6 protein-coding genes are annotated in these 14,285 nt (G+C 62.4%); all 6 read right to left on the bottom strand.

Going from position 1 to position 14,285, the window contains the following annotated elements; genetic code table 11:
- Nucleotides 1-36 precede the first annotated feature (36 nt).
- The 6 genes from RR42_RS27500 to RR42_RS27495 all read right to left on the bottom strand — a co-directional run bounded on the left by RR42_RS27500 (nucleotide 37) and on the right by RR42_RS27495 (nucleotide 13,918).
- Nucleotides 37-267, bottom strand: a complete 231-nt coding sequence (locus RR42_RS27500) for a hypothetical protein (RefSeq protein WP_043358062.1) — start codon at nucleotides 265-267, stop codon at nucleotides 37-39.
- Nucleotides 267-623 carry a hypothetical protein gene (locus tag RR42_RS40000; protein ID WP_144409972.1) on the bottom strand — a complete coding sequence of 119 codons (357 nt, stop codon included), beginning with the start codon at nucleotides 621-623 and terminating at the stop codon, nucleotides 267-269. Before RR42_RS40000 ends, RR42_RS27500 begins: the two co-directional genes overlap by 1 nt.
- Before the next feature lie 400 nt (nucleotides 624-1,023).
- Entirely contained in the window at nucleotides 1,024-1,500 is a 477-nt protein-coding gene (locus RR42_RS39995; protein ID WP_144409971.1) for a hypothetical protein, read from the bottom strand.
- A 959-nt stretch (nucleotides 1,501-2,459) separates the two neighbouring features.
- A complete protein-coding gene (locus tag RR42_RS41275) occupies nucleotides 2,460-2,915 on the bottom strand; it encodes a hypothetical protein (protein ID WP_236702206.1) in 456 nt (151 codons plus the stop codon).
- Nucleotides 2,916-3,203: 288 nt separating this feature from the next.
- The gene (locus tag RR42_RS39990; protein WP_144409970.1) at nucleotides 3,204-3,578 is read right to left on the bottom strand and encodes a DUF6984 family protein; all 375 of its coding nucleotides are present in this window, start codon (nucleotides 3,576-3,578) and stop codon (nucleotides 3,204-3,206) included.
- Nucleotides 3,575-13,918, bottom strand: coding sequence for a hemagglutinin repeat-containing protein (locus RR42_RS27495; protein WP_052495010.1), 10,344 nt, complete (start codon nucleotides 13,916-13,918; stop codon nucleotides 3,575-3,577). The genes RR42_RS39990 and RR42_RS27495 overlap by 4 nt, the downstream gene beginning before the upstream one ends.
- Nucleotides 13,919-14,285: the final 367 nt, after the last annotated feature.

Raw genomic sequence — 14,285 nt, 5'->3', positions numbered from 1 at the left:
ACCTCGCTCGGTGTATTCTGAAATTGCTCCGTCTCATCATTCGGATGGCGAGGCATCCTCTCTGATAGCCTTCGCTTTTCGTACCGCTTCGAGCCAATCTTTCCAGGCTGCGGGATCAGCTGGTCCGTGCCCGCCCTCCCATACCTGCCAAGAGAGGGACCCAAGCATTCCGCCAAGCTCATCAGACTTTGTCAACTCGTACTCATGCTCAAGAAAATAGAACATTGCACGATACGCTTGCTCAATGGTCAGTTCTGACTCGTTCATTATTTCCATCCTGGTCGAATTGGTGAAGAAAGCCCTGTATTTTGATTAAACGTTTTTGGCGTTTTATTTATTCCGCCATTCCAAATTTGACCATTTCTAGTTTGCGTCCAGACTTGCGTCCCATTTGGCAACGTCTTTCCTGACCAGACGTTCCCGAATCTGTCCGATCCCAACGTTTTTGCCGGGTCATTGGCTACACTAGAAAGTAATTCACGATTTTCCGGCGTATCATGGATATGCCCTTCACGCTCCCCAAACATCTTTACTGCGCGGTTCTCTGTCAAGGAGAATTTATCTGCCGCAGAATCGCTCTTGCTAAAAATTGCTCCGAGCCCTTGAATGATCTGAGCCGGCAACGAGATTACCGCGACGACAGCGTCTGTGATCGGCTTGATGAGCGGCGAATTGTTATTGTCCCTCGATTTGTCCGGGGTTCCGATCAGGGCACTTTCCTCAATGTTTGTAGGCCTGCCGGGAACCTGAAACTGTCTCTGAGGATCGCCCGACGTGGGGGGGGGGGGGCGGGGTCGGCGCCCGTGACACCCCCTGCCACCCCACCAACCACCAACCACCAACCCAGCCAACTGCACCAACGCCTTGCGATCGCTGTCGCTCAAACCCGGCCGATCGAGGATCGCATTACCAAAATGCTTTCATAGCCAGCGAATTCCCCGCCCCACCCCACCTGAACAGGCAGTTCGCCCACCAAAGCAGGAGTTGCTCCTTGCAACCCTAACACAGATATAAAATTAGATACTATTTTATTGAAATTGTCACAATTAAATTATTGAATTCTGGCGACGATGTTCCATCGCTGCAAAGTAATTTAATTCTATCTATCTCGTTCTCGACAATCATTCCTGAGTTACCGACCCACGCCATAATAATCCCGTCAATTCGCCACACATTCCAAGCCTTCAAGACTGTGTCTGATGCGCATAAAATCTCCATATCAACAACATCCGGACTAGTGTCTTCCCATAAAACTATGTCTTTCTGTTTTTGTCCGGCGACGGCGATGTGACCACGATCAACCTTTATTCTAAGTCCTTGAACTGGAATTTTTTTTGCCGATATTCGCTCTATACGAACATGCCATTTCCCCGCCGCCAGAGGGTGCCGATGTATCGGCACCACGGACGCATCATTGAAAATTACTGGCTGACCTTGGGACTCTTGAAATAATTTGGCAAGTGATTCTGAAGGCATAGATCCTGGGATACTGTAGGTCATATACATCCATCTCCGCTTCGGCTTCAACTCACCTTCGATGATGACTATCGCACCGAATAAGTCAGCGTTTACCTAGGCACAGTTCGTTTCGCATAAAGCACTAATCCCTAAACGGATCAAACAAAATGCTTTTTCCAAAAGATCGCCCCTCAGCAATTTTTTTCAGCATCAAATCAATCAATTCCGAAGCAGATGGATTTATTATAACGACTTCAATCAACTCATGAGCGAGAGACTCGATTCCCACACCGGAAATCAGATCATAGCTATCGAAGCTCAAGCTCGAAAGAATAGGAAATTCCTCCTAATCCAACTATAATAAGAAATTAGCCATATCCATCGGTATTTCTAGCCTACTCAAATCTCCATCTTGTCCTGTGGATGCCAGATTTTTATCCCAAACAGTTAAATAATACATAGCCTAGCAAGTTCTACCTGGAAATGCGTTGACCAGATTTCCTTATACCGTCCGGCCACCAGCAACCATAGCATTCTTATCCCCACCCGATCTATGAAAAATAGTCCGTAAAATCACCTTCACTCCTCCCGAGTCGGCTCATCTTTTTCCAGTATCTGAAGTCGAAACTTCCTCGCCTCAACATTTATGCTGACGGATGACTGGAATCCCCTAAGACTTCCCTCTAATGAAAACTTTTCGAAGCAGCCGTTATTTTAACCTTTATGTTCGTAAACAACTGGATCAAACCATATCACTTCTCCATCTCTTTCAGAATATTGCCTTACTCCAAATGTAAAATTCTTTACCTCATCGAAAACTAGAATACAATGCCCAACAAATCCATCTGTATTTCTACGCGAAAATAAATCAGCCATATCAATCCTAACAGCCAATCAATGGCTAACATAAATCTTCAACGTAGAACCATCGAAAATGTGAGCTCCATACTGACAATTGAATGCATCAATCTCACCCCAACAGTTGTCGATGGTTTTCACTGTTACCCTCCTTTTTTTACAAATACTATGGAACGCATCGTGCCCACCGAAATTTGGGATCCATCCATGCGTGAGAACTTCATATCCTTAAATTCTGGAAGAAGATTTCCTTGGTACTTCATCGTTAACCCCAACGCATCAAGTTGTGCAGGGGTCGGGACCGTTGTGAAATACTTATTTTCAGGATTTCCATTAATCACAATCTCACCTCCGGGTCTGGTAATCCGTGCCGCCTCAGGCAAATAGTCCATCATCGATAATGTGCCACCAGCGGATGGTGGAATAAATGGATTGCTAGCCACTACTCTCGCTTGGGTGCCGCTTGGAATACCCGGCATACTCATCGCATTTATCCCAGCATCGATATCTACTTTCCTATATTCAGATTTTCGCTTTGGATAGATAATCCGGTTTTTATTCTTGGAAACATATCGCGTGAGTGCCACTCCATGGTCCACTCAAGCTCTCCGTTGCATGTTTCCACCGCGCATCGAATTCTACCAATAACCTCGGGATCTTCATTCTAAAATCGAGAGCTAGCATAAGGCTCGGCATCGCCGATCTATCTTCTATTCTCGCTTACCGACCTCTAAATTGAATTTCTGGATACCTAGATTCAAATTTTCGCCAAGCAAGCGGATCAAGGGTCTCGATAAAATTCAACACCCCCTCTATCAAATCAATGAATACCATTATTCCAAGCTCTGAGTCCTTCGAACATGGTGATCTCACCTTGATTTATATATTCATGGCTCCCCTCCGCCAGGCAATGGCGGATTTCGTTCCGGAATCCAATTGGAAGGCATTTCCAGCATTGGAGAATAATCCACCTTCCAGATATCCACCTCAATCGGGCGATGTTGGCTATCTACGAAAAGCGTCGCAAATACTAGCGTGCCGTCCTTGTCTAGCGCTTGTGCCGAAGCCACCATCGTCCCATGCCCATTTTTTTCGCATTGATTGGGCAAGCAAATACGGAAGCTACCCATACCACCGTCTTCCATAGGCTGAACTTCTAACGGCGTCTTCATCAAGAAATCGCCTATTCCTTCAACTCGACCTAATCTTCCAAGGAAACTCAAAAGATTAAATTCGGCAGCGGAAATATTTCGATTCTTCATTTCGCCTCACCTCTTACTGTTATTCTGCCAACGTTTATTTTTCCGTCACCGCCCTTAAATGCAACGAAATCCACTGTTTTTCCATTGACTAATACCGTGCCGTTGTAGGGGCCGGAAGGCAACACAGGTGCCAGCGATGACAATCGACCACCGATTTTCGTTTGCACCGCCACTCGATCAAGTCCTACGTCATCAATATGACGAAAAGTATGATAAGTCTGATTAGCGTTATTACCGAATCCGATTTTCGGGGAGAGGGATCCGGGAATTCGACCCAAGTTTGGTGTGGAGTCAGCATCTCCAAAAGCAAACTGCGGCAGAACATTCCTTTGTGCAAGCGCGTATTCTTGTGCCATAGGAGAGTTTGCAGGCTGACTCAACAAGACCGCCTGGGCTGCCATGTATTGATCGTACGTGACGCTGCCAAAGCCGGATCGTGGATTACCATTTGCATCGAAATAGTCTCCTAGCACAACAAGCATTGCACGACTCAACTGATCAGGTGTCATGTCCATTTTAGCCGCCTCCTTCCGTGCAAGATCGACCACGTCAGTGCGTGTGATGTTATGCAACAGCCGGTTATACGTGTCCGCCATCCCGGCCGCCGCCGCAGCAGCGCTCCCCTCAGCCCCACCTCCCGCCACAGCCCCCGCAACCAACATCCCAACGGTCTGCAGCACAGCGTTGCGGTCATCCTCCGATAGCCCCATGCTGCCCAGCTTGTCATTCAGCAACGCAATCGCCGCCGTGCCGGCAGCTACTCCCGCGACACCCTTGCCGAAGTCGCCTCCGAGCGCCTGGCTGACCAAGCCACCAACCAACGCGTGGACCGCGACCTTGATCGCCTCAGGCTGCCCCTGCAACGCGGTGCCAATACGCTGGTACACCATCGGCATCACCTGCTGCACGATCTGCGCCTGCAGTTTGTTGGCCTCCTGCTGCTCCTTCACCCTCTTCGCATCAAAGATCTTATCGATCGCCTGGTTAGCGCCATCCGTATCCCGATTCAAGCTGGCAAGCGTTTCGTCCACCGGCTTGCCCGTCTTCTCCTTCTGCGCCTCGGCATTGGTGATGGTGACCGTGCCATTGGCAATGGCGCTCTTGGTAGTGCCGGCGGCATCGCCTTCGATTGCCTTTTGCGCACTCCCTGCCGCCGTGGCCGCGAGGGTGTTCACGCCGTTCTTCAGCAGGCTCTGACCACTGTCGAAACTGCCGGCAATCGTCGACGAACTACTGCTGTACTCCGCCTTGTTCTCAATATCGCTGGTAGTCAGCGTGCCGGTGGTGAGGCTGTTCTTGCCAGCGTCTGCCGTGCTGGCCAGCACCGCTCCCTTCAGGTCCGTGTTCTCCTTGACGCTGACCTGGAAGCCGCCATTGCCCGCGTAGATGCCGCTTTGCTCCCTGACCGAGTTGTAGGTGCTGTCGGTGTTGCCGCTCGACACGCTTGCGCTGGCGCTGACCGTGGTGCCGTAGCAGAACGGGGGCACGCACAGGCTGGCCTGGAAGCCGGATGACGATTCGCGGCTGTGGTAGTTGTCGGTGTCTTGCCGGCTTTCCACATTGAGGTTGCGCCCCACGTCTGCCCGCACGGTGTCGCCGGTGACTTGCGCGCCCTTGAGGTTGGAGTCGCGCCCGCTGGTGATGGTGAGCTGGTCGCTGGCGCTGACGTGGCTGTTGTGGTTGGTGACGGCGTCGCCGTCGCCCTTGGCCTTGTTCTGGCTGGCGGCGAGTTCGAGCGTGAAGCCGTTTTGCTGTCCGCCAAGTGCGAGGCCCACGCCGATGCTGGCGTTGCTGCCGCTGCTCTTGCTGCTTTGGCTGGCGGTGTCTTGCGCGCTTTCCAGGTTGACGTCGCGCGCGGCGCTGAGGGTGACGGTCTTGCCGTCGATCTGTACGCCGCGCCCGGTGATGTCGCCGTCGGTGGCGTAGCCGTTGGCGTCCTTGCCGCCGGAGCCGGCGGCGACGATGGTGACGGCGTTGCCGGCCTTGACGGTGGTGCCTTGGTTGGCGCTGGCCTGGCTGCGGGATTCGGACTCGGAGCTGCCGCCGCCGATGCTGACGGTGGCTTTGATCAGCGCGGTGCCGCCGGTGCCGCCGCTGGCGAGGTCGCGGACGGTGCTGACGCCGTTGGCGACCGCGAGCGCGGCCTGCGCTGCGTAGAGCCCGCGCAGGCGGTCGTTCTTGCTGTCTTCCATGCCGCGGGCGGCGTTCTCGATGGTTTGCGCGGCGGTTACCGCGTAGCCGGACAGGGCGAGCGTGACGCCGTACTGGCTGGTTTTGTCGACCTGGTGGCTGTTTGCGGTGTCCTTGCCGGGGTCAAGCACCACGTTCTTGCCGATCAGCGTGACGTCCTTTCCAGCGGCGATGTCGGCGCCGCGTGCGGTGAGGTCGTCCTTGGCGCTGATGGTGACGTTGCCGTTCTGGCTGACCACCTGGCTGCGGATGGTGTTTTCGGTGGTCTGCGCGGTGTCCAGGTGGTGGGACTCGGTGCGGATGCCGACGGTGCCGGTGTAGCCGGTGCCGCCCAGGTCGCCGATCTGGCGGCTGCTGCTGTCGCTGCGCTTGGTCTTGCTGTCCTGGCCGGAGAGGATGTCGACCTTGCCTTGCAGCGCGGCCAGCGTGAGGTCGCCTTCGGCGGAGAGGCCGCTGCCGGCGATGGTGATGTCGCCGCTGCGAGCCTTGACGGCGACGGTGTTGCCGGTGACCACCGTGGCGTTTTGTCGGGTGGCGCTGGCGTCGCCGCTGGCGCTGGCTTTCTGGCTGCCATACGGCAGCATGGAGACGCCGCCGTTGTTGGGGCCGCCGCCGACAAAGCGGCCGATGTCGCCAAGCGAGGGCGCGGCGGTGCTCAGGCTCCAGCCGCTGCTGCTGGAGCTGGTGGCTTCGCGGTAGCTGTCGGTGGAGGCTTGCAGCAGGACGTCGCGCTGGGCGTCGAGAATGGCGGCGGCGCCGGCGCTGACGGTGCTGCCGGCGATCAGGATGTTGCCGTCGGTGGCTTTGCCGCTGGCGTCCTTGTTGCCGTTGCCGGTGGCGCGCAGGCGGATATCGCCGGCGGCGGTGAGCTGGCTGCCCTTTTGGGAGATCGATTCGGTCTCCACCTGGCTGCTGCTGCGGTTGCTGCCGAGGGTGATGCCCACCTGCGGCGCGGTGAAGGCGGCGGCGCCGAGTTCATCGAGCGTTTGCTTGGCGCGGGTGACGGTGCTGGGGTTGCGCTGGATGTCCTGGAGGTTGCGCGCCGTGTCGAGCGGCGTGCCGGTGAGCGCCATGGACAGGCCGCTGGAGCGGCTGCTCTGGCTGCTCTCCTGGGCGATGTGGTCCACACCGGCCAGCACGGCGATGTTCTGCGCCTGGATGTCGATATGGCCGGCGGTGGTGTTGCCGTCCTTGCGCCCGGCGATCAGGTCGCTGCCGAGGATGGTGGCGTCGCGCCCGGCGCTGATGGTGACATTGCCGTTGGTGGCGCCCACGGTGCTGCGCGCATCGCTCTGGGTGACGGCAACGGCGTGGCCGGCGCTGTTGGCCTGGTTGCTGCCTGCCGAGATGCCAATGCCGCCCTTGCCGGCAAAGGCGGAGAGGCCGGAGGATGTCTGCTCATGCGCGTAGCTTTCTTCGCGGGTGTTCTGGCCGGCGGTGATCAGCACGTTGCCGCGGGTGGCGGCCAGGGTGACGCTGTCGGTAGCGGCGATGCCGCTCTGGCGCACGGTGAGGTCGTTGCCGGCGGCGACGCGCACGGTGTCGCCGCTGACCAGGCTGCCGACGCCAAGGTCGGCATGGCTGCTGGTCTGGTCGTGGCTGGCGCTGCGCGAGAGCAGGCCGCTGCTTTTGCTGCGGCCATCGTAGCTGGCGTCGTGCACTTCGCGGGCTTCGCCGATGGTGATGTCCTGGGTGGCGACGATGCTGACGCCGGAGCCGGTTGCGCCGGTCGCGCCGGGCTTGCCGGCGCTGACTTCCGAGCCGGTCAGCGTGACGCTGCCCTTGCCTGTGCCGGTGACCGGCGCGGCGGTGATGCCGTTGGCTTCCAGCAGGCCGGCTGCCAGCGTTGTTTGCCCGGCGGCCAGGGTGGCGCTGGTGCCGCCTTGCACGGTGCTGCCGCGCACGGTTTCGTCATAGGCGGCCTGCGTGTAGGACGCGCCCTTGCCGCCCAGCGAGCCTTCGCTGTGGGCGGTGGTGTCTTTCTCGGCCGTGACGGTGAGATCTCGCCCGGCGATCAGGGACACATCGCCGCCCGCCCCCACGCTGGACCCCGCCAGTGCGGCGTCGCGCCCGGCCACCGCCACCACATTGCCGCCTGCCTGCACCGTGCTGCCGGCCACGGTGCTGGTCTTGTCGTGGGCATAGCTTTGCCCGCCGCGCGAGACTGCGTCCTGCGTGGTGCCGAGGGTGACCGCGCCGATGGTGAGGTCGCGCCCGGCGCCGATCAGCGCGCCCTTGCCGGCTTCGAGCACGGCGCCGCTGAGGGTGACGTCGCGCCCGGCCAGCACCACGGCGTTGCCGGCGGCCGAAATGGCCGCCACCGCGGCCACGCCCGTGGCACCCGCGCTGTAGCCGTTGGGGCCGATGGTGCGGACTTCCGTGACGGTCTGCGTTTCGTTGACCACATCGCGCCCGGCTTGCACCAGGACGTCCTGGCCGCCGATGCGCCCGCCCAGGTTGCGCACGTCCTGCAGGGCCTGGACCACGGTGGTGCCGGTGGTGTCGCCAATGGCGCCGCGGTTGACGATGTTGTTGCCGAGCACCTGCGTGGCGACGTCGCCAACGATGCGGCCGCTGTTGTTGACGTTGCCGGTGGCATTGAGCGCGACGCTGTTGCCGGTGACGAGCGCGCCGGTGCTGTTGAGGTCGACGGCGTTGGACTGCACCAGGTAGACCTTGGGCACCAGCACCGATTGATGCGTGCCGTCGGGCAGCGTCACGTCTTGCGCTACCAGCCAGACCATGTCGGTGGTGAGCTGGCGCATCTGGTCGTCGGACAGGCCGACGCCGGGGGACAGGCCGAAGGATTTGGCGTAGGTCACGCCGCTGTTCATCAGGGCCTGGTATTCCTTCATCTGGTCGGTGTAGCCGGCCAGGAAGGTGCGGCCGGTCAGTGCCGTGACCTGGTCGCGGACGAGCTTTTCTTCATAGAAGCCGTCGCCGAGGCGCTTTTGCACCTGCTGCGGGTCCAGGCCGAGCGCGCCCAGCATGTAATCGCTGGAGAGGAAGGTCTTGTACTGGGTGAAGCGTGAGTCGGTCTCGATCAGGTAGGGCGTGGCCGGGGCCGGGCGCAGCGTGAACAGGCCGTTGGCGGGCAGCGTCAGGTTGGGGATGCCGCCGGCGGCGGTGCCGAGCGTCTGCAGGCGGTTGGTGGCGCCGGTGGCGGCCGCGACGGGGCCGGCGCCGAGGGTTGGCGCGGCGCCGGCCGTGCCCGCGAGGCTGTCAAGCTGCGTGCCGGAGGCGCTGCCGCCCGCCACGCCGCTGCCGGTGACGGTCTGGCCGACGCGGTTGACGGAGCCCACGGTGATGTCCTGCGCGCTGGTCTGCACCGCCTGGTTGGCGGTGGCAAGGGCCGGCAGCGCGGCTACCGTGGTGGGTGCCTGGGGCGTGGTCGGATACGGCACCGTTTGCTCATCGCTGTTGCCGCCGGATTTCTGGTGCCAGTAGAAGGTGGAGGTGTCGGTGGTGCTGACCGTCTGCTGGAGCACCGTGCCGACGTCCTGTATCGCGCCGCCGGCGGCGCGCCGGGACAGGTTGCCGCCAGCGGCCATGATGGACGACTGGTTCAGGACGTTGCCGCCGTCGCTGTTGATGCGGATCGAGCCCTGGGCCTGGACCCGGGCTGCCGCGGTGGCGCTGACCAGGCGGTCGGTGGCAACAGTGGTGACGGTGGTGCGGGAAGTCTCGCTGTAGTCGTGAACGTCCGGGCCGAGGTCGTAGCGCACGCGCACCTGATCCGGGCGCATGTGCTTGGCGGGATCCCAGTCTGGCCAGAAGGTGATCCTGTAGGTGGTGCCGGTGTCCTGGATGTCCTGGTAGTACTGGGTGGGGTTGGTGGCAAACGGGCGCCCGCCCGGGCCGTCTCCGCCGGTGCAGCCGTTATCGTTGCAGATCGGGCCGTTGTAGCCGCCGTAGGTCTCGAAGGGCGGCTGCGTGAAGGACAGCGTCTTGGCCGTGGTATTGAGATTGACCACGTTGGACTTTGGCACTTCCAGGGTGACCGGGGCGCGCAGTGCGTTGACCATGTCCCCGCTGATGCTTGCCGCCGTAGTGCGCCAGGCCCATCCGGGGAACGTGGCACTCAGGTGGCCATTGGTTTCTCCGTCACCCAGCCCGGCGAGCCAGAGCGAGAGCGTCTGCGTCGTCGTGGTCTGCGGCGTGCCCGCCTCCGTCACGATGCTGGTGCGCGTGTTGTTGACCGTGCGCGCGGCGATGTCGATGTCGCCGTCCGCCTCGATCGTTGCCGAGCGGTTGTTGAGCACGCCAACCTGGTTGGCCAGCATGCCGGTGCCCGGGTCGCGCGTGCCGTCGCGGGCGATCTGCAGGTTGCCGGCGCTGTAGATCAGCGCGCCGTCCAGGTTGGAGACGGCGTTTGAAGCATGGATCTTGAGGTCCTGCGCGGCGGCGATGACGGCGGCCGGGCCGGTGTTGCTCACGTCGGCGGCCTGCACCTGCACGGTGTTGCCGATCACGGCGCCGGTGTTGGCCAGTGCGCCGCTGCTGGTGTTGACGGCATTGCCTTCGATGCGTCCGGCGTTGGTGATGGTGCCGTCGGCCTGCACGGTGGTGGCCTGCGAGTTGATGCCGGCGCCGGCGGCGTTGTTCACATTGGCGCCACGCACGGCCAGGCTGCCGCCGGCCGCCAGCGTGCCGGTGTTGGTTACCGCGCCGCTGGCACGGAGTTGCAGGTCGCCGTCGGCGCGCAGCTTGTTGGAGGCGTCGTTGAGATAGTCGCCCGCCACGTTGAGCGTCAGGTTGCGCCCCGCCGTCATCTCGCCGCTGCCGCTGACGGTGCCGCCGAGGCTGGATACGCCCACGTCCTGGTTGGCGCGTACCGCGCCACCCTGGTTTGTCATGGATGCCAGGGTGAGCTGCACGTTGGCGCCGCCAAGCACGTTGCCGCCTTCATTGGCGAGCGTGGTGCCGGCCTGGTTGAGGGTCAGGCCCTTGGCGCCGTAGATCCTGCCGCTGCGATTGTCCACGCTGCGGGTCACGCCCAGCGTGAGCGCGCCGGCCGCGGCGATCTGCGCGCCGCTGGCGTTGGCGAGATCGGTGGCGGCGAGGGCCACGTCGCCGTTGCCGCCGAGCGTGCCGCCGGTGTTGTCCAGCGTGCCGGCGGCGGTGATGGCGGTGGCGCCGTCGCCCGCGTTGGCAAGGCGCCCGCCGCGGTTGTCGATGCCGGATGCGGAGACGGTGGCCTTGCCGTGCGCGCCGTTGGCGGTGAACGTGCCGCCGGCGTTGTTCAGCGCGCCAGCGGCTGCGACCGCCAAATCGCCGCTGGTCTGCGCCGTGCCGCCGGTGTTGTCCACCTGGCCCTGGCTGCTGAGCGACAGGCCGGACTGGCCGTAGAGCGTGCCCTGGCGGTTGACCAGGCCTGCGGCCGTGGTGACACTGGCGGCGCCTTGCGCGGACAGGTTGCCCCGGGTGTTGTCCAGCGAGGCCGCCTGCACGGCGAGTGTGCCGTTGCCCTGGATGGCGCCGGCTGTATTGCCCAGCGCGCCCCGGCTCGTCAGCGCCAGGGTGCCGTCTCCTGCGTGCGCGATGCGCCCGCCGTCATTGGCCAGCGACTGCGCGTCCACGGTCAGGTTTTTGCCGTTGGTGGCCAGCGTGCCCGTAGTGTTGTCGAAGGCGCCACCCGCGTTGATGCTAGTGTCGGCCTTGCCGAACTGGTTGATGGCGCCGCCGCTGTTGGACAAATTGCCCGTGGTGCGGATGCCAACCTGGTCGCCTTCGATGCGGCCGGTGGCGTTGTCCAGCGACGCCGCCGACAGCTCGACCACGCCACCGGACAGGGTGCCCTGGCGATTGCTGGCCGCGCCCGCCACAGTGGCCGTGAGCGCTTCGCCCGCCGTGATGCTGCCCTGGCCGTTGTCCAGCGACTGTGCATCCAGGCTGGCAGCGCCCTTGGCGGTGATCTGCGCATGATTGGAAAGCGTGCCGGCCGCCAGTTCCACCTTGCCGTTGCCGCCGATCCGGCCCGCATTGGCGTTGACCAAGGCTTGCTGCGCCTGGACCCGGGTCAGGCCGTCGCCCGCATTGACGATGCGCCCCGCGGTGTTGTCCACGCTGGCACCGGCAAGCGACAGTGCGCCGTGCGTGCCAGCGGCTTCGATCCGGCCGGCCGTGTTGGCCACCGCGCCGGCGGCCCGCAGGTCCAGCGCGCCGTTGCTCTGGATGGTGCCCGCGGCATTGCCCAGCGCGCCCCGGCTGGTCACGGCCAGCGTGCCGTCGCCCGCGTGCGCGACGTGGCCGCTGTCGTTGGACAGCGATTGCGCGTCCACCGTCAGGTTCTTGCCGTTGGTGGCCAGCGTGCCCGAGGTGTTGTCCAGGACGCCACCCGCGCTGATGCCGGTGTCGGCCTTGCCGAACTGGTTGATGGCCCCGCCGCGGTTGGCCAGGCCGCCCGCCGTGCGGATGCCGACCAGATCGCCTTCGATGCGGCCCGTGGCGTTGTCGAGCGAGCCGGCGTTGACGGCGAGCGCGCCGCCTGCCTGCAACTCGCCTTGCTGATTGTTGACGGCACCGGCTGACTGCAGCGTGGCTGCGCCTTGCGCCAGCATCCGTCCGCCCTGGTTGGAGACGCTGCCGGCGGTGATGGTGGTGGTGCCCTGGCTGCTCAACTCCCCCCGGTCATTGACGAGCGCCCCGCTGGCATTGGCGCTTAGCGCCCCGCCCGCCTGGCTGCTGGCGCCGCTCAGGTTGATGTCGCCCGCGCCGGCGGCGAGGCTGAGGTTGCCCAGCGCCGCGTTCTGGCTGCCGGCGAGCTGCAGCGCCGCGCCCTGCAGGCTGGCATTGCCGCCCGCAAGGTGCTTGCCGCTGGCCGACAGCGTGCCGGCCGCCACCACGCTCAGGTCCGCCTGCTGGCCGATCGTGCCGTCGCCATTGACGCCCGCGCCCATCGTGCCGCTGGAGAGCACGCTGCCCGCGTTGACGCGCAAGCCTTGCTGCGCCGCCAGCGTGCCGCTGTTGCCGAGTGCGCCCGCGGTATCGAGCGAAACCGCCTGTGCGCCGTAGGTGGTGCCGCTGTTCTCCACGCCGCCGCGCGCGGTGATGGCGAGGTTGCCGCTGGCGCTGGTCTTGCCGGCGAGTTCCAGCCGGCCTTGCGCGCTGAGCGTCAGGTCGCCGGCCTGCGCGGCCAGCACGCCGCGGTTGCTCACGCCCACGCCAGCCTCGGTGCCGACCAGCAGGATCTTGTTGGCGTACATGCCGCCTAGCTGGCTCACATCGATGCCGATGCCGGGGGCGGGCGCTGTCCCGGCAATGGGCGTGGCGGCCAGCGTGGCGCGGTCTACCTGGCTGGCGCCGGCGATGACGTTGAGGTTGTTGGCATAGATGGCCGCGTTGGCGGTGACGCTGCGGGCGATCAGGTCTGCCTGATCGACGTTGCTGGCGTTCAGCCCGGCGCCCTGCACCGAGATCTGGCCGCCGGTGACGCGAAAGGCGTCGAGGCTGCCGGTGCCGCCGTACACGGGCACGCCGGTGGTCAGCGTGGCGCGGCTGGTGTTGATGAAGCCACCACCGTCCACCATGATGCCGTTGGGGTTGGCCACCACCACTTCGGCCCGGGCACCAGCCACTTCCAGGTAGCCGCGCAACTGGCTGGGCAGCGCGCTGGTGACCTGGTTGACGATGATGCGCGCGTTCTGGCCCGGCAGCAGGTTGGGGTTGCCGTTGACGAAGCCGGCTTGCTGGGTCGAGACGATGGTGGGCGAGTTGTTGAGGATCGCGCCGCCCCTGGCCACGTCGAACTGGGTGTAGGCGTTGGTGGATACGCCCGCGCCCGAGGGCCGCGTGATGTTGACTTGCGCAAGGCCGTTGCTGGTCTGGATCACGCCGGGACGATTGGCGCCGGCATTGGGGTCCGCCACGATCTGGGCAGTGGCAGGGGCGGCCAGCCCAAGCAGGGCAATCGAGGTCAACGAGGCAAACGAGGCAGTTGAGGCCAACGAAGCAAAGCGCGTGCGCGGCATGGCAGGCAGCGCGGCCACCATCGATGCGACGGGCGCCGGGCCTTGCCCCGCCCGGCGGCTGCGCCGTTGCGCGCGTGCGCCGCCTTGCTGTCCTTTTCCGATGCTGACGGCCGACTCTTCGACGGCGACCAGCATCCCGCGATGCCTGCTGTAGACCAGGCGGAAATTGCCCTTGTTCATGATTGGATAGACCCTGGATTTGCGGTGCTTTTCTGATGACTGGCACCCTTGCCGGAATGACTGGCGACAACCGTCATCCTCTTTGAATGTATTGACAATATTTAATGACGATGGCAATGCAGTCAATCGGACAAGTACGAACAAAGGGGTATTGCGAGCGCACAAGAGCAGAAATTGCGCACCGCCACTCACCGCCAATCGACGGCTGCAAGCGGGGTTGCGGGAGATTTGGCAGCGCAGGGCGCGCCTCGGCCTACTGAAGGGGGATTGAAAAACAGACGCGCGGCGTGTTATTAGCGCCGGGATAAAAGGCAATGCCTGGGATTGGGACTAAGATTAGGACTAGGATTAAGACATTCCTAATCCC

It is taken from the genome of Cupriavidus basilensis, assembly GCF_000832305.1.
GTDB classification, from domain to species: Bacteria; Pseudomonadota; Gammaproteobacteria; order Burkholderiales; family Burkholderiaceae; genus Cupriavidus; species Cupriavidus basilensis_F.
This window is presented reverse-complemented; position numbering and strand designations above follow the sequence as displayed.